This is a genomic window from Pseudopedobacter saltans DSM 12145 (assembly GCF_000190735.1).
Taxonomy (GTDB): domain Bacteria; phylum Bacteroidota; class Bacteroidia; order Sphingobacteriales; family Sphingobacteriaceae; genus Pseudopedobacter; species Pseudopedobacter saltans.
The window spans coordinates 3,029,119-3,048,763 of sequence record NC_015177.1 but is presented as its reverse complement, the minus strand read 5'-3'; the positions used below and the strand labels follow the sequence as shown (position 1 = coordinate 3,048,763).

At 39.0% G+C, this 19,645-nt stretch carries 10 protein-coding genes; all 10 read left to right on the top strand.

All coding sequences use genetic code 11. The annotated features are described in order from the left end of the window. The first annotated feature begins 7 nt into the window (after positions 1–7). The 10 genes from PEDSA_RS12990 (at position 8) to PEDSA_RS12945 (ending at position 19,434) form a co-directional block, all read left to right on the top strand. The gene (locus PEDSA_RS12990) at positions 8–1,978 is read left to right on the top strand and encodes a glycoside hydrolase family 97 protein (RefSeq protein ID WP_013633606.1); all 1,971 of its coding nucleotides are present in this window, start codon (positions 8–10) and stop codon (positions 1,976–1,978) included. Between the two features lie 19 nt (positions 1,979–1,997). Next, positions 1,998–4,463: a glycoside hydrolase family 95 protein gene (locus tag PEDSA_RS12985; protein WP_148233537.1), complete on the top strand. Its 2,466-nt coding sequence runs from the start codon at positions 1,998–2,000 to the stop codon at positions 4,461–4,463. A 64-nt stretch (positions 4,464–4,527) separates the two neighbouring features. After that, the gene (locus PEDSA_RS12980) at positions 4,528–6,978 is read left to right on the top strand and encodes a glycoside hydrolase family 31 protein (RefSeq protein WP_013633604.1); all 2,451 of its coding nucleotides are present in this window, start codon (positions 4,528–4,530) and stop codon (positions 6,976–6,978) included. Positions 6,979–6,992: 14 nt separating this feature from the next. Continuing rightward, positions 6,993–8,360 (top strand): glycoside hydrolase family 43 protein, encoded by a 1,368-nt coding sequence (locus tag PEDSA_RS12975; RefSeq protein ID WP_013633603.1) that lies wholly within the window; start codon positions 6,993–6,995, stop codon positions 8,358–8,360. A gap of 17 nt (positions 8,361–8,377) precedes the next feature. Further along, complete coding sequence (locus PEDSA_RS12970; RefSeq protein ID WP_013633602.1) at positions 8,378–10,402, top strand: NPCBM/NEW2 domain-containing protein; 2,025 nt, start codon at positions 8,378–8,380, stop codon at positions 10,400–10,402. Positions 10,403–10,474: 72 nt separating this feature from the next. Then, complete coding sequence (locus PEDSA_RS12965) at positions 10,475–12,415, top strand: glycoside hydrolase family 97 protein (RefSeq protein ID WP_013633601.1); 1,941 nt, start codon at positions 10,475–10,477, stop codon at positions 12,413–12,415. Between the two features lie 19 nt (positions 12,416–12,434). After that, a complete protein-coding gene (locus PEDSA_RS12960; RefSeq protein WP_013633600.1) occupies positions 12,435–15,017 on the top strand; it encodes a glycoside hydrolase family 31 protein in 2,583 nt (860 codons plus the stop codon). Between the two features lie 12 nt (positions 15,018–15,029). After that, positions 15,030–16,436 (top strand): glycoside hydrolase family 43 protein, encoded by a 1,407-nt coding sequence (locus PEDSA_RS12955; protein WP_013633599.1) that lies wholly within the window; start codon positions 15,030–15,032, stop codon positions 16,434–16,436. Between the two features lie 21 nt (positions 16,437–16,457). Beyond that, positions 16,458–17,825: a glycoside hydrolase family 43 protein gene (locus PEDSA_RS12950; protein ID WP_013633598.1), complete on the top strand. Its 1,368-nt coding sequence runs from the start codon at positions 16,458–16,460 to the stop codon at positions 17,823–17,825. Positions 17,826–17,865: 40 nt separating this feature from the next. Further along, positions 17,866–19,434 (top strand): glycoside hydrolase family 43 protein, encoded by a 1,569-nt coding sequence (locus tag PEDSA_RS12945; RefSeq protein WP_041537072.1) that lies wholly within the window; start codon positions 17,866–17,868, stop codon positions 19,432–19,434. Positions 19,435–19,645 lie beyond the last annotated feature (211 nt).

Below are 19,645 nucleotides of genomic sequence, written 5' to 3'. Positions count from 1 at the left end.
GCAAGATATGATGATTAAACTTCGATATACTTATACTTTCAAGACTATTTTATTTTTTTGTTTTTTAGTGGTTTCTGGATTTCTATCCCATGCGGAAGAAATAGTCGCTACTAGTCCTGATAAACAGTTAACGGTTAAAATCAATACAGAAGATGGCCTGCCAAATTTTTCTGTATTTTTTAAAAATAAAACCATGCTGGAAAAATCGCCCCTTGGGATTATAACCAACGAGGGAGATTTTAGTAAAGGCATGAAATTGCTTAAATCAGATGCGGGACACGTAAGTCATGAGTATACACAAGATAAAATTAAGCGAAGTGAAATAACTTATCAGGCCAATACAATTAAGTGTACTTTCGAAAACGCAGATAAAAAACAGATTTCGGTACTTTTTCAGATAAGTAATAACGATATCGCATTCAGATATGAACTGCCAGCCTGGGGCGAACGAATAGTTTGTGTAGTAGAAAAAGAGACTACCGGTTTTCGTTTTCCTTCACATACCACAACTTTTCTGTCGCCTATGATGACACCAATGGTAGCTTTTGCTCGTACAGCACCGAGTTATGAAAGTGGATACGAAGCAGATGCACCATTAGAAAAATCTACGTCAAGGGAAGGTTATGTTTTTCCGGGATTATTTAAAATAGGAGATAATGGATGGGTTCTGCTTTCCGAGACAGGAGTTAGTAGTATCTATTGCGCTTCTCATTTAAGTTCATGGAAGAATGGTGTTTATACTGTTGAATACCCAAATATTAAGCAAAATAACGGCTTTGGCAGCACTGGTGCACAAATAGGGTTGCCGGGGAAAACGCCATGGCGAACAATAACTGTAGGCGATAATCTTAAGCCAATAGTAGAAACTACTATAGCTTTTGATGTGGTTGAACCTTTATATGAAGCAACGCAAAAGTATAAGTATGGAAAAGGTACCTGGAGCTGGATTATATGGCAGGATGAAAGTATGAATTATCAAGATCAGGTGAAATATATTGATCTGGCCGCAGCGCTTGGTTTCGAATATATACTTATAGATGCCTGGTGGGATACCAGAATAGGTTACTCAAAAATGGAGGAGCTTATCCGATACGCCAACTCTAAGGGAGTAGATGTGTTTCTGTGGTACAATTCAAACGGATCGGCTAATGATGCGTTCCAAACCCCATTGAATAAAATGAACACCGCTATAGCCAGAAAACAGGAAATGAAGTGGTTGAAAAAAGCGGGCGTTAAAGGATTAAAAGTAGATTTTTTTGGAGGTGACAAACAAGAAACCATGCGTTTGTATGAAGATATTTTATCGGATGCCAATGACTATGGTTTGATGATTATTTTTCATGGCGCAACACTTCCAAGAGGTTGGGAGCGCATGTATCCGAATTTTGTTGGCAGCGAAGCTGTATTGGCTTCAGAAATGCAAATTTTCTCTCAACATGCCCGCGATAATGAAGCGTTTTATGCCACTTTGTATCCGTTTATAAGAAATACAGTGGCCTCCATGGAATATGGGGGTGTGATGTTGAATAAATTCCTTAATAAAGGCAATAAGCAGGGACAGCAAAGATTAACAACAGATATCTTTCAACTGGCTACGGGAGTTCTTTTTCAGAATCCGGTACAGATGTTTGCCCTGACACCGAATAATTTGCATGACGTTCCGCAATTCGAAATAGATTTTATGCGCAACCTGCCTACCACCTGGGATGAAACCGTTTATATAGACGGTTTTCCGGGAAAATACAGTGTGGTTGCTCGCCGGAATGGGTCTAAATGGTATATAGCTGGCGTTAATGCACAACGAGATGCATTGAAACTGAAACTGGACCTTCCTATGCTAAAAGGTAAAAAGTCTCAATTATATAATGACGATAAACTTAAGCAGCCTTATACGAAAGAGTTAATAGTTAAAAAGAATGGTGTTACTGATATAGAAATACAAGCTAATGGAGGATTTGTGATAGTAGCGAGCGAGTAATTTTATGATGCAATTGATTATGGAATATATAATTAAGAAGGTTACATGCAAAAGGATTTTACAACTTCTTTTCTTACATATACTGGTTTTTCCGTTTAAAGCTTATAGTCAGGATGATTTAAAACTTTGGTACAATAAACCTGTAATTGATAATGTTTGGGAGCAAGCTTTACCGATAGGAAACGGGCGTTTAGGTGCTATGGTTTATGGGATTCCTCAAAGAGAACAACTTCAACTGAATGAAGAAACCATTTGGGGTGGTGGACCATATCGTAACGATAATAATAAAGCTCTCGAAGTTTTGCCTCTGGTTCAAAAAATGGTGTTTGATGGCCAAACACAGGAAGCGGATAAACTTATCAATCAAAGCTTTTTTACCCAAACACATGGCATGCCCTTTCAAACAGCAGGAAGCCTGATTCTTAATTTTCCGGGACATAATCAATATGAGAATTATTATAGAGAACTCGATTTAAATAAAGCAGTTGTTAAAACTACTTATACTGTTAATGGAGTTAAATATACCCGTGAAGTATTTTCTTCCTTTACCGATGACGTTATCATTATGCAGCTTACGTCCAGCGAGAAGGGAGGCTTAAATTTTGACATCGGGTATGTCAATCCTTCCCAACATACGGTTTCAAAGAAAGATAATTCCCTGGTTTTAGAAGGAAGAGGTTCGGACCATGAAGGTATAGAAGGAAAAATCAGATATCAAATACATACCTTGGTTAGTCATGCGGATGGGCATGTAGCGGTTTCTGATCATAAAATTAATATAACAGAAGCAAGCTCAGCCACTATTTATATATCTATAGGGACTAATTTTACCAATTATAAATCCGTAGACGCCAATCCTGCGGAGCGAGCTGCTTCTAAGTTAGCTGTTGCAAAAAAGAAAAATTTTAAATCTGCGCTGCAACAACATTCAGCGACATATTATAAGCAGTTTGGTAGATTTAAACTCAATCTCGGAAGTCAGGATATTTCTAAAGAAGAGCCTACAGACGTACGGATCCGTAATTTTAAGGAAACACAGGATCCTGCTTTGGTGACCTTGCTTACGCAATTCGGGCGGTATTTGCTGATTTCGTCCTCACAACCGGGAGGGCAACCTTCAAATTTACAGGGTATCTGGTGTAATTCTATGCACCCGGCCTGGGACAGTAAATATACGATCAATATCAACACAGAAATGAATTATTGGCCGGCAGAGGTTACCAATTTATCTGATACGCATGAGCCGCTATTTCAGATGTTAAAAGACTTAAGTGAAAGTGGCAGAGAAACAGCAAAAACGCTCTATGGCGCAGATGGTTGGGTAGCTCATCATAATACGGATATCTGGCGTGTCACCAGCCCGATAGATTTTGCAGCTGCGGGTATGTGGCCTACAGGCGGAGCATGGTTGAGCCAGCATTTATGGGAACATTATTTATTTACAGGAGATAGAAAATTCTTAGCAGAAGCCTATCCAATTCTAAAAGGTTCAGCAGATTTTTTCTTGTCATTTTTAATAGAACATCCTAAATATAAAGGTTGGATGGTAGTGTCTCCTTCTATATCGCCGGAACATGGTCCAATAACCGCGGGTGTTACAATGGATAATCAGCTGGTTTTTGATGTTCTTACAAGAACTGTGGTGGCTGGTGAAATGCTGGGAAAAGATACAAACTATATTGCAAGGTTAAAATCTATGGCAAAACGAATTCCACCAATGCAAATAGGGAAGTATACGCAATTGCAAGAATGGCTTGAAGATATAGACGACCCGAAAAACGAGCATCGGCATGTTTCTCATTTATATGGATTATATCCCGGTAATCAAATTTCACCTTATACAACTCCGGAACTATTTGAGGCCTCTCGAAATTCACTAATCTACAGAGGAGATTTCGCTACAGGGTGGTCTATAGGTTGGAAGATAAATCTCTGGGCCCGGCTTTTAGAAGGCAACCGGGCGTATAAGATTATTAATAATATGCTAACCTTGGTTGACAAGGAAAATAGAGATGGCAGAACCTACCCGAACATGTTCACCGCCCATCCTCCTTTCCAGATTGATGGAAATTTTGGTCTTACAGCAGGTGTTGCAGAGATGCTGGTACAAAGTCATGATAGTGCATTACACTTATTGCCTGCTTTACCTGATGTCTGGGATACCGGTTCTGTGTCTGGAATTGTAGCTCGTGGAGGTTTTGAAATAGATATGAAGTGGCAAGAAGGTGCGGTTCAGGAAGTAAAGGTATTATCTAAAATTGGCGGTAATCTTCGCTTGCGATCATATGTACCACTGAAAGGAAAAGGATTAAGGAAGGCAGAGGAAGATAACCCGAATATATTAATGAATACCATAACTGGCGCAAAAGCGATTATCTCTGACAAAGCCACTTTAAAAGGAAATAATCTAAAGGCAGTTTATGAATATGATGTACCTACTGTTGCCGGTAAAACTTATACTTTTTTCCGGGGAAGCAGAGATTAAATTAATAGAATGTGGGTTACGAACGTACCATTTATATAAGACTCAGTATTAACTATAACAGGTAATGAGAAAAATTATATTTATAAGTATTTCATGGTTATTAATTCTATCCCAAATTAGCGTTGGGCAGACTTATACCAAAACTAATACAGGAATTAAATTCTCAACAGAAAATATCTCGGTAGAGATTAAGGTTTATAATTCTAAAATTATACGGACCATAAAACATCCCAGGGGAGCAGATTTCTTGAAAGAGAGCCTTTCTGTTATTAAATCTGAACAAAAAACTCCTTTTACAGTAAATCAGCAAGGTAATGAGCTAACTCTCCGAACGGCAGATTTACATCTTAAGCTCGATTTAAAGTCGGGAACCGTTTCTTACCATCATATTTCGGGAAAAGCGCTATTGAATGAACAATTTAGTGACAGTCAGTTTACCCCGTTTAATGATGCCGGAAGTTCGACCTATTCGGTGTCTCAGGCATTTACTCTGGACAAAGATGAAACAATTTATGGATTGGGAATATTGCAAAATGGTAAAATGTCCCAACGCAATCAAGAAGTAAGAATGGTACAAAATAATACCTGGGATTTTGTGCCTTTTTTCCAGTCTGTAAAGGGATATGGAGTTTTTTGGGACAATTATTCTCCTACAACATTTAAAGACAAAGAAAACCTGACTTCTTTTACCTCAGAAGTAGGTGATGCTATTGATTATTATTTCATATACGGTGAAAATGCGGATGGCGTTGTCGCTGGGATGCGTAGCCTTACGGGTCAGGTTCCAATGTTCCCGCTGTGGACATATGGTTATTGGCAAAGCAAAGAACGTTACAAATCGCAAAATGAGATTGTAGGAGTCGTTAAAAAATATCGGGAACTGGGAGTTCCACTAGACGGCATTATTCAGGATTGGCAGTATTGGGGTAATAATTATCAGTGGAACGCAATGGATTTTATAAGTCCCGATTTTCCTGATGCCCAAAAAATGGTTAATGATATACATGCAATGAACGCCCGGCTGGCAGTTTCTATCTGGTCTTCTTTTGGTCCCATGACAAAACCGTATCGTGAGATGGACAAAACCGGTATGTTGTTCAACTTTAAAACCTGGCCAGAATCCGGAAGAGAGAGCTGGCCTCCGGATCTTAACTATCCGTCTGGAGTTAGGGTTTATGATGCTTTTAATCCTAAAGCGAGAGATATTTACTGGAAATATCTAAACCAGGGAATTTTTAAGTTGGGCGTAGATGCCTGGTGGATGGATTCTACGGAGCCTGACCATTTAAACCAAAAACCGGAAGATATGGACACCAAAACTTATTTAGGCTCTTTTCGAAAAGTTCGTAACGCATATCCCTTGATGACCGTAGGAGGCGTATACGACCATCAAAGATCTGAAAGTTCTGATAAACGTGTTTTTATACTTACCAGATCTGCGTTTGCCGGACAGCAACGTTACGGCGCCAGTGTTTGGTCTGGAGATGTAAATTCATCGTGGGAATCTCTCCGGAATCAAATACCTGCAGGGCTAAATTTCACGCTTACTGCTAATCCCAATTTCAATTCGGATATAGGAGGTTTTTTTGCTGGGGCTTATAACAAAACCTGGAACGACGGTACAGGTACAAAAAATCCTATGTTTCAGGAATTATATGTCAGATGGTTGCAGTATGCCACTTTCACTCCTATGATGCGTTCGCATGGAACGGATGTGCCTCGTGAGATCTACCAGTTTGGTCAAAAAGGAGAACCGGTTTATGATGCTATCGAGAAGTTTATTCAATTACGTTATAGTTTGCTGCCCTATATCTATTCGACATCCTGGGATGTAAGCAAAAACAGATCGAGCTTTATGAGAGCGCTGGTAATGGATTTTGCTGTAGATAAAAAGGTTTGGGATCTGAACAATCAATTTATGTTTGGCAAATCAATTTTGGTAGCGCCAATTGCTCAAGCTCAATATACGTCAGAAACCGTAGTTAAAACTGATGAGCAGGATGGTTGGAATAATACCAGTCAGAAGCAAAATATTCAGGAGCTAACTACTGAATTTTTAAAACCGAAGAAGAAAAATGTTTACCTGCCGGCAGGCTCTATGTGGTATGACTTCTGGACTAATGAAAGCTTTGCTGGAGGTCAGCAAATTGATAAAGAAACCGACATTAGCCTGATACCCTTGTATGTGAAAGCAGGTAGCATCATTCCGCTCGGCCCCGAAGTACAGTATGCCACAGAAAAGAAATGGAATAATATCAACCTTAAAATTTATCCGGGTGCAGACGCAACTTTTGTATTGTACGAAGACGAATTCGACAATTATAATTATGAAAAAGGAGAATATACGGAGATCCCTTTTCACTGGAATGACAAAACCAGTACGCTTACTATTGGATCACGAAAAGGGAAGTATAAAGGAATGATTGAGACAAGGAAATTTACGCTAATCCTTCCAAATGGTCAACAAAAGACAATTTCTTATTCAGGAAAGAATAGTAGAGTGAATCTCAAATAATAGGATAGAAGTATATGAGGATTTTAAGTTTAATAACATTTCTAGGATTTTTTCAAGTTTGCCTGGGACAAAATCCAATTATTCAGACCAAATATACCGCAGATCCGGCTCCTTTGGTTTACAAAGATACGGTGTATCTGTATACCAGTCATGATGAAGATGATGCTTTCGGATTCAAGATGAAAGATTGGCTGCTGTACACTTCTACAGATATGGTCAATTGGACAGACCACGGTGTGGTGGCTTCACTTAAAGACTTTAAATGGGTAAATACCGACAATGGGGCCTGGGCACCTCAAGTTGTCGAACGCAACGGTAAATTTTATATGTATTGTCCAATGCCAAATAATATGGGTATAGGCGTTTTGGTTGCGAATAGTCCGTACGGACCATTTATGGATCCTATTGGGAAGCCTCTGATAAAAAACTCTGTGGAAGATATTGATCCTACCATATTAATTGATGACGATGGGCAAGCGTACTTGTATTGGGGAAATCCAAACTTATGGTATGTAAAATTAAACGAAGACATGATTTCGCTTGCAGGACCTATTACCAAAGATGCTTCTATGGCAAAAGTGAAAGGCTCACCAGATCCTTTTAATTATCAGGAAGGTCCCTGGATATGGAAAAGAAATGGGACTTATTATATGGCATATGCCTCTAAATGTTGCCCGGAAGGAATTGATTATGCAATGGCAAAATCACCTGTTGGTCCCTGGAAATACGGAGGAGTTATTATGGAGGGCGATCAAAGATCCAGTGGTAATCATCCCGGGATTATACATTACAAAGGCAAAGCATATGTTTTCGGGTTCAACCACGGAATTAGAATGCAAACAATGAGCAAGCATTATGAGCGTCGCTCTGTTACGGTGACAGAACTTAACTATAATGCGGATGGAACTATTCAGAAACTTCCTTTCTGGACGACAGATGCTCCAAAAAGAGTAGGTACTCTTGATCCTTATAAAAGAAATGAGGCGGAAACAATTGCTTATAGCGAAGGTGTAAAGACGGAAATGGTGACGGAATGGGAACGCAATCAACCGTATAACAGAGGTAGAAAAATCACGGATCGTATTATTGTTACTTCTATTAATAATGGTGACTATATCAAGGTGCAGGGTGTAGATTTTTCGAAAGGAGTGAAATCTTTGGATGTGAATGTTGCATCTCTTTACGGAGGAAAAATAGAAGTACGTATAGATGCTATTGATGGACCTGTATTGGGCGTGATAAATGTTAGCGGAAAAGGTGAGGGAGATATCTATAAGACAGTTAACACGCCATTAAAAAGCACTAAAGGAATCCATGATTTATATTTCGTTTTTAAAGGCGAAAAAGAGCTTTTCTATTTTGATTGGTGGAAATTTAATTGATTAAATTTTTTAAAATAATGTTGAAGAATACAATATTCTTAACCGTCTTAGTGCTTTTGTTTTCTGGGAATTTTTCTAAAGCGCAATCTATAATTTGGCTAGACCAGCTGGATTTGAGTGTAGCTACTCAGGGGCATGGTAAACCAGGAATTAATACCTCTGTAGATGGGAAAAAAATGACTATTGCCGGCGAAACTTTCGACAGAGGTTTCGGCACACACGCAGAAAGTTCACTTTTGATTAAGCTCAACGGTAAAGCCAAACATTTTTCCGCATGGGTAGGAATTGATGATGAAATTACCGGACACACACCTGCTGTAGAATTTGAGATTTACGGAGATAATAAAAAAATATGGTCTAGCGGAGTAATGCGTCTCGGGGACAAAGCAAGACCGGTATCAGTTTCTTTACAAGGCATCAATCAGTTGGAGCTGGTAGTAACCGATGGCGGTAATGGCCCATACTATGACCACGCAAATTGGGCCAATGCCAGATTCGAAGCCGTAGGCGTTTCCACTTTTGAAACCTTTAATCCAATTGCATCCACCCCTTATATTTTAACTCCAAAACCTGCCGTTACTCCACGTATCAACTCAGCAAGCGTTTACGGAGTGCGTCCTGGTTCACCGTTTCTCTTCAGAATTCCCGCTACCGGAGAAAGACCGATGACATTTTCTGTGAAGAATCTGCCAAAAGGTTTGGCAGTTGATACAAAGACCGGAATCATTACGGGAAAAATCGCAGAAAAAGGCACTTATGAAGTGATACTTTCTGCAAAAAACGCAAAAGGTTCAGCATCAAAAAAATTAAGGATAGTATGCGGAGACAAAATAGCCCTAACGCCTACGATGGGATGGAACAGCTGGAACTGTTTCGGACACGAAGTCTCTGCCGAAAAAGTAAAACGCGCCGCTGATGCGCTTATTAAAACAGGACTGGTAAATCATGGCTGGAATTACATTAATATTGATGATTCCTGGCAATATAACAGAGATGGCAAAGACACTTCTTTCAAAGGAAAAATGAGAGATGAGAACGGATATATCCTTACCAATTCCAAGTTTCCAGATATGAAAGGACTTACCGATTATATGCATTCCAATGGTCTCAAAGCAGGAATCTATTCTTCCCCCGGTCCGTGGACCTGTGGCGGCTGTGCAGGAAGTTATGGTTACGAAAAACAAGATGCGGAGAGTTATGCAAAATGGGGATTCGATTATCTTAAGTATGATTGGTGCAGTTATGGAGGTGTGATAGATGGTTTGCCAGATAACGACCCTAATAAGGTGCCTTCTCTTGCATTTCAGGGTGGAGCAGATTTGGATAAAGGTGTTAAGCCTTTCAAGGTGATGGGAGATTTGCTGAAAAAACAGTCAAGAGATATTGTATACAATCTTTGTCAATACGGTATGGGCGATGTATGGAAATGGGGAGATGATGCCGATGCCCAATCCTGGCGTACCACCAATGATATTACTGATACCTGGGCAAGTGTAAAAAGTATTGCTTTAGCGCAGGACAAAGCTGCGCCATACGCCAAACCGGGCAACTGGAATGATCCGGATATGCTTGTTGTAGGTGTTGTTGGTTGGGGTAATGCACACCAAAGCCGCCTGAAACCAGATGAACAATACTTACATATCAGCCTTTGGAGTATTTTCTCGGCACCGTTGCTTATTGGTTGTGACCTGGAGAAATTGGACGATTTTACAATAAATCTACTTACAAATGACGAGGTAATTGCAGTAAATCAGGATGCACTGGGTAAACAAGGGGTCTGCCAGCAAACCATTGGCGAGCTAAAGATTTATGTAAAAGAATTAGAAGACGGAGGAAAAGCAGTGGCGTTTGCCAATTTCGGAAGAGAAAAGGTAAATATGTCGTACAAGGATTTTCAAAAATTGGGGATTACAGAACATCAAACCGTACGTGATCTTTGGAGACAAAAAAATATCGCAAAAATCAACACATCAAACCAGAGTTTAGCACTTGAAATTCCGGCACACGGTGTTGCTTATTATAAGTTTACGGGGACTAAATAATGTGCTTCTAACCAGATTGAGCTTAGAAAAAAGGAAAAATATAAATAATCGGAAACATTTAAAATGAATATAATGAGGACTTTTTGTAATAAATATTCGCCCGAAAAAATCATTTTAATAATTGTCTTTTCATTTTCTTTCTGTAAGATTTTCGCTCAAAACGTAACTGTAAAATCGCCCAATCAAAAAATAGTTATTAATTTTTATAATACAGAAAGTGGAAAGTGGGCATTAAAGGTATATTATGATACCAAAGATGAAATTACAGAAGCCATCCCTTCGATCGACCTGGGGTTAATGCTATCAGAAGATATCACCTTCAGCGATATGAAACTCCTGAAAGCAACAAAACCCTTATTAGTTAAGGAAAATTATACAATGCCTCACGGCAAGAGTTCAGTAAGAGAAAATATTGGCCACGAAGTGGTTTGTTCTTTCGAAAATAAAGAAAAGAAAAAACTGGATTTAATTGTTCGGGTATATAATGACGGAATTGCGTTCCGGTACTCAATTTCAGGAAAAGGAACATTTACCGTTAAAGAAGAACTCACTTCCTACTCAATAGATACAGCTGTAACACGATGGACCCAAAAGTGGAATCCAGCGAATGAAGGCTTGTATACTTCTGCCGTTGGTGAAAAAGTTCAGCAAGAAGATTGGTGTTATCCTGCATTATTTAAGACCAAAGGTAATTGTTGGTTTTTATTACACGAATCTGCTCTTGACCGTAATTATTGTGGCTCTAAACTCAGTAATAAAGCTGATAAGAATACATATAAAGTCACTTTTCCCGATCAAAAGGATGGTCGCGGACAGGGACAGTCTGAACCAACAATCTTCCTTCCCTGGAAATCTCCGTGGAGAGTGATTATAATTGGAAATCTAAATGATATAGTAGCTTCGACCTTAGTAGATGATGTGGCTTCGCCATCTGTAATTAAAAATACAGATTGGATAAAACCGGGAATCGTATCCTGGAATTATTGGTCAGACAACCACGGAACGAAAGATTTTAAAACCGTTTGTGATTTTGTCGATTTGGCGGCCGCAATGGATTGGCCATACACGTTATTAGATTGGGAGTGGGATGCCATGGGTAATGGCGGAAATCTTGATGACGCTTTAAAATATATACATTCCAAAGGTATAAAGTCTTTGATATGGTATAATTCCGGAGGAGACCATACCTGGGTACCTGCAACGCCTAAGGATAGAATGCTGACTCACGAGAATAGAATGCAGGAATTTGCAAAGCTCAAAAAAATGGGAGTTGCAGGTGTGAAAATCGATTTTTTTGAAAGCGAAAAGCAGGATATGATCAAATACTATCTGGATATTCTGGAAGACGCAGCCAGTTTCAACATGATGGTGTATTTTCACGGATGTCTGGTTCCCAGAGGATGGTCAAGAACCTATCCAAATCTGATGACTTACGAAGCGGTCCGCGGTGCCGAATGGTACAACAATGGTCCGGAATTTACCACGACCGCTCCGGTACATAATACCATTATGCCCTTTACCCGTAATGTAGTAGGCTCTATGGACTATACACCGGTAACATTTACCAATTCTCAATATCCTCACCTCACTTCTTACGGACATGAAATCGCATTAAGTGTCCTGTTTGAATCTGCTTTGCAGCACTTCGCAGACCGACCGGAAGGATATGAGAAACTTCCGGATGCTCCAAAAAGTTTTATTAAAGAAGTACCATCTGCATGGAATCAAACACTATTATTAGACGGCTACCCTGGTAAAGATGTAATTATTGCAAGAAGAAAAGATGAAGACTGGTATATAGGCGGTATAAATGGCGAGAATAAAGAAAAAAGGGAAAAAGTTGGATTTGATTTTCTGGATGATAATACTAAATACAAACTAGTGCTTATCGCCGATGGGAAGCATGATCAGGATTTTGATGTTTCATACTTAACCGTAGATAAAATGTCTTCTATTGATGTGAAAATGTTGAGAAGAGGAGGTTTTGTCGCTAAACTATCACCCTTAAAGTAGCCTTGTAAATATATCTGAAATGAACTGGAATTTTTTCATATATCTGTTTGTGTTAACTCCATTGCTATTAAATGGACAGACTTACACCAGTCATACCATTCAGCAAGATGGATTGAAAGTGAGGCTTTCCGAAGGTTTTTTGAATATCCAACCAATTCACGGTAAAGCGGTAAGAATACAGTGGACAAAGGATTTGACTGAGGAAGAACGCGAGTTTATTCTGGTTAATCAACAACCTGTTCCTCCGTTCAATTGTTCAGAAACTACATCCCTGTTAAAACTTGTAACAAACGACTATAGCGTTTTATTTGATAAAAAAACATCTACGCTAAGCTTCCTTGATAAAAAGGGAAAGATTATACTAAACGAGGCACTAAATAGCCGTAAATTAAGCAGTAATACAGTTCATTCAGAACCATGTTACATCGCCGAACAAGGTTTCGAATCTAAGCCCGATGAGTATCTTTTTGGTTTAGGTCAATTTCAGGACGGGCACTACAATCTAAAAAATCTAAGTAGAAAGTTAATTCAGGTTAATAGTCAAATTGCCTTGCCTTTTCTGTATTCATCTAAAGGATATGGAATTTTATGGCATCAATACGGGCTGTCATGGTTTAATCCCGCAGACAGCATTATTAATTTAAATAAAGAGTCCTACACCAATAGTAGGGAGCGAGAGGTAACGAGTACAAGCGGAACACAAAAAGTTTCGCAGCAACAAACTTTATATAAAGGAAAGTTTCATTTGGAGAGCGATGGTGAATATACTTTTATGTTGGATTTGGGAGATATGGATAATCGCCATTTATTGGTGATAGACGGACAACCAATTATAGATCAGTCAAATTTGTGGTTACCTCCTGCAGTAAGTGCTAAAGTGAAGCTGAAAGAGGGAACACATCATGTACAAGTGGTATGTAAATCTACAAATACTCCTTCCTTACATTGGAGAAAAGCTGGTAACGTTACAACCTTTCGCTCGCCAAATGCTAAATCTTTAAACTATGTAGTTTTCTTAGGCGAGGATGCTGATGATATTATTTCAACATATAGGAACCTTTCAGGAAAAGTACCTATGCTACCGAAATGGGCTTTTGGCTATTGGCAATGCAGGGAAAGATATACGTCTTCTTCACATCTGGTAGAAACAGTAAAAGAATTCAGAAAAAGAAAATTGCCATTAGATGTGATTGTCCAGGATTGGCAATATTGGGGGAAATATGGATGGGGAGTTCCGAAGTTTGATGAAGCTAATTATCCAAATCCAAGTCAATTTATAAAGGAATTACATGATTTAAATGCAAAATTTTCTATCTCGGTATGGGAGAATCTGGATAAGAAATCAAGCGTAGCAAAAGATTATGAAGGATTATACATCAAAGACAGTCCCTGGATTGATATTTACAATCCCCAAACGCAAAAAGTGCATTGGAATGCCCTAAATCAAAACCTTTTTAAGCATGGTGTTGATTCCTGGTGGATGGATGCAACAGAACCAGAAAACGATGCTTTAAAAGATAAAAATACATATTTCGGACAAGGTGAATTCTATCGTTTAACATATCCTTTATTTGTTAGTAAAGCCGTTTACGAGGGACAGAGAGCGACAAATCCGGACAAAAGGGTGACTATATTAACGCGTTCTGCTTTTCCCGGCCAACAGCGTTACGGAACAATTAACTGGTCTGGCGATATTGGCTGGGATTGGGATACCTATAAAAGGCAAATTGTAGCCGGACTGAATTTCTCCTTAACAGGAATGCCTTACTGGACTACCGATATTGGCGGTTTCTTTCGACCGGGAGCCTCTCAATATCATGATCCAAAATATCATGATATCCTGATGCGTTGGTTTCAATGGGGTGTGTTTTGCCCGATTTTTAGAATGCATGGCTATCAATCAGAAACGGAGCCATGGAAATATGGCGGAAAGGTAGAAGCTGAGATGCGGGAACTACTTAATATTCGCTATCGGCTTCTACCATATATCTACTCTCTTGCAGGGGACGTCAATCGAAACAATACTACCATCATGCGTCCTATGGTAATGGATTTTAAAGGAGACGAAAATGCAATAAAGCAACTTTATCAATATATGTTTGGCCCAGCCATCTTAGTTGCTCCTGTAGTTAAGTCAGAAATTGAAGAATGGAAGGTTTACCTTCCCGAAGGAAGCTTATGGTTTGATTTCTGGACAAATAAAATTCAAAAAGGCGGCCGGGAAGTAATGGCGGATGCTTCAAAAAATAAAATTCCTTTATTTATTAAATCGGGGTCTATTATTCCCTTAGGCCCAGTTATGCAATATTCATCTGAAAAATCAAATGAAGCCTTAACGCTTGATATATATCGCGGTAGCAACGGCTTTTTCGAGCTATATGAAGATGAAGGAGACAATTACAATTATGAAAAGGGGCGTTATACCGTGATTCCAATTTCATGGAATGAGAAAAAAAGAATGCTGACAATAGGAAAACGTGTGGGGACTTTTCAAGGAAGTATAGAAAAAAGAGCGTTTAATATAAGAATTGTTGGGCTAGACGGAGAAATTGTTGAGCAAAAAGTGATATATGAAGGCAATCCTCTTTCTCTAAAAATTTAATAAGCAATTTATATGAAAAAACTTAAAATCGCGTACAGTGTCTTGGTCCTTTCCGGAATAGGTTTTATAGCATCGGCACAAAATCCGGTAGTACAAACAAATTTTACACCAGACCCGGCGCCAATGGTATATAAAGATAGGGTATATATGTATGCTGGCGATGATATCCCAGGCTTTGACTTCTATTACATGACTAAATGGAGGGTGTATTCATCCAGCGATATGGCAAACTGGACCGATCATGGTGTGCCTATCTCTTTGGAGTCTTTTTCCTGGGCCAGAGATAGGGCTTGGGCTGCCCAATGTATAGAAAGAAACGGAAAGTTTTATTGGTATATCTGTGCGCAAACAGTAAATAACGATATGGCAATTGGAGTAGCCGTGTCAGATAGTCCAACCGGTCCATTTAAAGATGCCCTTGGAAAACCTTTAATAAGTAATGGCAGTTGGTCTAATATCGATCCGACGGTGTATATCGATGATGATGGACAGGCTTACATGTATTGGGGTAACGGTACTCTTTTTTATGTGAAATTGAATAAAGACATGGTGTCTTATTCTGGAGAGATTGTAGAAGTTCCGCAATCTGTAGAAGCATTTGGCGGTTTAAGGCGTCCTGGACGTCCCGAAGAAGTCCTGCAAAAAGGAGAGCAATACAAAGATGTATTTGTAGAAGGTCCCTGGTTATTTAAACGTAATAGCAAGTATTATCTTATATATGCAGGGATGACGAAGGGAACGGAATGTTTATCTTATTCAATAAGCGACACGCCAACAGGTCCCTGGAAATATCAGGGTAAAATTATGACTGATCAACCGACGAATAGTTTTACTAACCATGGGGGCATTATAGACTTCAAAGGTAAATCGTATTTGTTTTATCATACCGGCTTACTGCCTAAAGGTGGAAGTTACGGCCGATCTTCTGCAATTGAAGAGTTTAAATTTAATGCAGATGGATCTATACCTTCAATAAAGATGACTAAAAATGGCGTTGAACCAATAGGCGTATTAAATCCATATCAACGAAATGAGGCGGAAACAATAGCATGGTCAGAAAAATGTAGCACCAAAGAAAGCAAAGCAATTGGGGTATATGTAACTGATATTCGAACCGGAGGATTTATAAAGGTAAAAGCTGTAGACTTTGGTAAAAGTTCTCCTACAGAGTTTTCAGCGACTGTTGCTGCGGGACTTGACGGAGGTATACTTGAGGTGCGTATTGATAGTGTTGGAGGTACAAAAATAGCTGGTATTGATGTACCACGGACTGGAGGTTGGAATACCTGGAAAACATTGACTTCTACAATAGCGGAAAAAGTTTCAGGAGTGCATGATGTATATTTTGTTTTCAAAGGCGAAAATATCACTGCGGGACGTGAGCTATTCAATTTTGATCACTGGACTTTTAAGAAGTAAGACCTTAGTTTTTAGAGAATCATGATGATAAAAAGAATTAATATATTATTTGCTTATGCATTTTGTTTCTGGGTAAATGGTGCATTTTCTCAGAATCCGATAATTCAGACCATGTACACCGCAGACCCCGCGCCTATGGTATATAATAACCGTTTATATGTTTACACAACGCATGACGAAGATCAATCCACATGGTTTAATATGAACGATTGGAAAGTTTACTCTACAAATGATATGGTAAACTGGACCGATCACGGAACAATTCTAAAATACTCAGATTTTGCATGGGCAAAAGGAGATGCATGGGCTGCGCAATGTGTAGAGAAAAACGGAAAATTCTATTTATATGTTCCTGTTGTTTCCAAAGTAAATAACAAAGGCGCTATTGGCGTAGCAGTAGGTGATAGTCCGTTAGGTCCGTTTTACGATGTATTAGGTAAACCACTTGTGCAGAGTGAGTGGGGAGATATTGATCCAACAGTTTTTATAGATGATGATGGACAGGCTCATATGTACTGGGGAAACCCAAAACTTAAGTATGTAAAACTGAACGAAGATATGATCTCTTATTCCGGGGATATTATCGAGGTTCCTATGACCGAAGAATCTTTTGGAAAACGAGACGGTAATCCGGAACGACCCACTAAATATGAAGAAGGTCCGTGGTTGTATAAACGTAAAGATTTGTACTATCTTTTCTGGCCTGGTGGTCCGCTTCCAGAGTTTATAGGTTATTCTACAAGTAAAAGCGCAAAAGGGCCATGGAAATATGGCGGTATCGTCATGCCTGCAGAGGGTAAATCATTTACAAATCATCCGGGTGTTATAGATTTTAGAGGCAAGACTTATTTCTTCTATCACAATGGAGCTTTACCTGGAGGAAGTGGTTTTACACGCTCGGTATGTGTGCAAGAGCTAAACTTCAATAAAGACGGCACAATCCCTCAAATGAAAATGACAGAAGGAATTACCAAAGGGATAGCTGCATTGAATCCTTATCAGTTAACACAGGCCGAAACAATTTCATGGTCAGAGCATGTAAAGGCTTTTCAAAATGACAAAGTGGGTGTTTTTGTTAGGGCATTGCAAAATGGAGCCTATACCAGTGTTAAAAATGTAGATTTTGGAGATATAGGTGCCTCTGCATTTTCGGCCAGAGTTGGCACTACTCATAATGGGGGAGTTACTATGGAGATTAGGATGGGAAGTCAGGAGGGACCAATTGCTGGGACTGTAAAAGTTCCTCTAACAGGTGGGGACGATAGGTGGGAAATTATAAATGTGAAGTTGGATAGGAAAATTACAGGTATCCAGGATGTATATTTTGTGTTTAAAGGGAAGGCGTCGTCTAATATTATGTATTTCGATTATTGGAAATTTAGCAAATAAATAGAAAGGCGTAAAGTTTTAAGAACTCAAATAGTTAAATATGAAGTTAAAATTTAGTTTAATGGTTTTGACCATTTTGTTTATTGCCTTTTTCTTAAAAGCTCAATCTTCGGAGCCAATGAGTGCTCACAATCCCATTATTTTTGCGGATGTCCCGGATATGTCAATGATAAGGGTTGGAGAAAATTACTATATGAGTAGCACCACTATGCATATGAATCCCGGGGTACCGATTATGAAATCAAAAGATTTGGTTAATTGGGAACTGATAGGTTATGCTTATGATACGTTAGCAAACATGGATGAGCTTAATTTGGCGAATGGAAAAAATACTTACGGACGAGGATCATGGGCAAGCAGTATGCGTTATCACAATGGAACCTATTATGTAAGTACATTCGCTCAGACCACTGGAAAAACTTACATCTTTACTACAAAAGACATAGAAAAAGGTCCATGGGAAGTTAAAGAATTTAAACCTATGATGCATGATCATACCTTGTTTTTTGAAGGCGAGAAGGTCTATATGATATGGGGTGGCGGAAAGTTAAATATTGTAGAATTGCAGCCAGATTTATCAGGTATTAAACCCGAAACTCAACGTGTACTTATTGAAAATGCAACTTTACCCAGTACACCCGAAGGAGTTCGTGGAGGACTTCCGGCCGAAGGGTCGCAATTATTTAAAATAAATGGGAAATATTACCTGTTTAATATTTCTTGGCCTCCCGGAGGTATGCGTACTGTAATCGTACATCGCTCAGATAAGATAGATGGACCTTATGAAGGACGCGTTGTTCTTCAAGATAAAGGTGTTGCACAAGGAGGATTGATAGATATGCCTGATGGAAAATGGTATGCCTATTTATTTCAGGATTATGGTGCAGTTGGACGTATTCCGTTTTTAGTCCCGGTAAAATGGGAAGATGGTTGGCCTGTATTAGGTGTCGATGGCAAGGTTCCTTATACCTTAAATCTTCCGGCCAACAAAAGTTTGATTCCCCATATCGTAAATTCAGACGATTTTTCAAGGAAAAAAGGTGAACCAAATTTACCTTTAGTATGGCAGTGGAATCATAACCCAGATAATAGTCTTTGGTCTGTAACCAAAAGAAAAGGTTACCTGAGATTACAAACCGGATGTATAGATAGTAGCTTTTTACAGGCTCGAAATACCCTAACCCAGCGCACAATAGGTCCAACATGTTCCGGATCTACAGCTGTAGATGTGTCGGGAATGAAAGACGGTGATTTTGCTGGACTGTCTCTATTGCAAAAAAATTATGGATTGGTAGGAGTTAAAATGATAGAAGGGAAAAAATACCTGGTTATGGAAAATGCCACTACTGGGACTCCCCAAGAGGCAGCCCGAATACCTTTTAGCGGAAAGAAAGTCTTTCTTAAGGCCGAATGTGATTTTACTAATAAAAAAGATATTGCTAACTTTTTCTATAGTTTGGATGGAAAGAACTGGCAGCCTATTGGTACTCAGCTAAAAATGGCTTATACAATACCTCATTTCATGGGCTATCGTTTTGGATTATTTAGCTATTCTACAAAATATACAGGAGGCTATGCCGATTTTGACTTTTTTAATATTAAGCAATAGAAATAACAAAATATATTAAGTTATTATTGACAGCAATGACTATAAAGGAGTCGTCGAGTACAGCGTTAATATATTCTAAATTATGGAAGATGGAGACATAGCTTTTTTAAAGGGAAAACCAGGTTGCAGTGTGAGTTATGTAACCATCTTTTATCCCGATTTTATAGAATGACATTTGTTCTATCTTTCTATCGAAAATTACCCCTTAAAA

Bases quoted from the DNA above. Each gene is read 5' to 3' on its own strand.
- PEDSA_RS12990 (WP_013633606.1), top strand. From the start codon at position 8: ATGATGATTAAACTTCGATATACTTATACTTTCAAGACTATTTTATTT.
- PEDSA_RS12985 (WP_148233537.1), top strand. From the start codon at position 1,998: ATGGAATATATAATTAAGAAGGTTACATGCAAAAGGATTTTACAACTT.
- PEDSA_RS12980 (WP_013633604.1), top strand. From the start codon at position 4,528: ATGAGAAAAATTATATTTATAAGTATTTCATGGTTATTAATTCTATCC.
- PEDSA_RS12975 (WP_013633603.1), top strand. From the start codon at position 6,993: ATGAGGATTTTAAGTTTAATAACATTTCTAGGATTTTTTCAAGTTTGC.
- PEDSA_RS12970 (WP_013633602.1), top strand. From the start codon at position 8,378: ATGTTGAAGAATACAATATTCTTAACCGTCTTAGTGCTTTTGTTTTCT.
- PEDSA_RS12965 (WP_013633601.1), top strand. From the start codon at position 10,475: ATGAGGACTTTTTGTAATAAATATTCGCCCGAAAAAATCATTTTAATA.
- PEDSA_RS12960 (WP_013633600.1), top strand. From the start codon at position 12,435: ATGAACTGGAATTTTTTCATATATCTGTTTGTGTTAACTCCATTGCTA.
- PEDSA_RS12955 (WP_013633599.1), top strand. From the start codon at position 15,030: ATGAAAAAACTTAAAATCGCGTACAGTGTCTTGGTCCTTTCCGGAATA.
- PEDSA_RS12950 (WP_013633598.1), top strand. From the start codon at position 16,458: ATGATGATAAAAAGAATTAATATATTATTTGCTTATGCATTTTGTTTC.
- PEDSA_RS12945 (WP_041537072.1), top strand. From the start codon at position 17,866: ATGAAGTTAAAATTTAGTTTAATGGTTTTGACCATTTTGTTTATTGCC.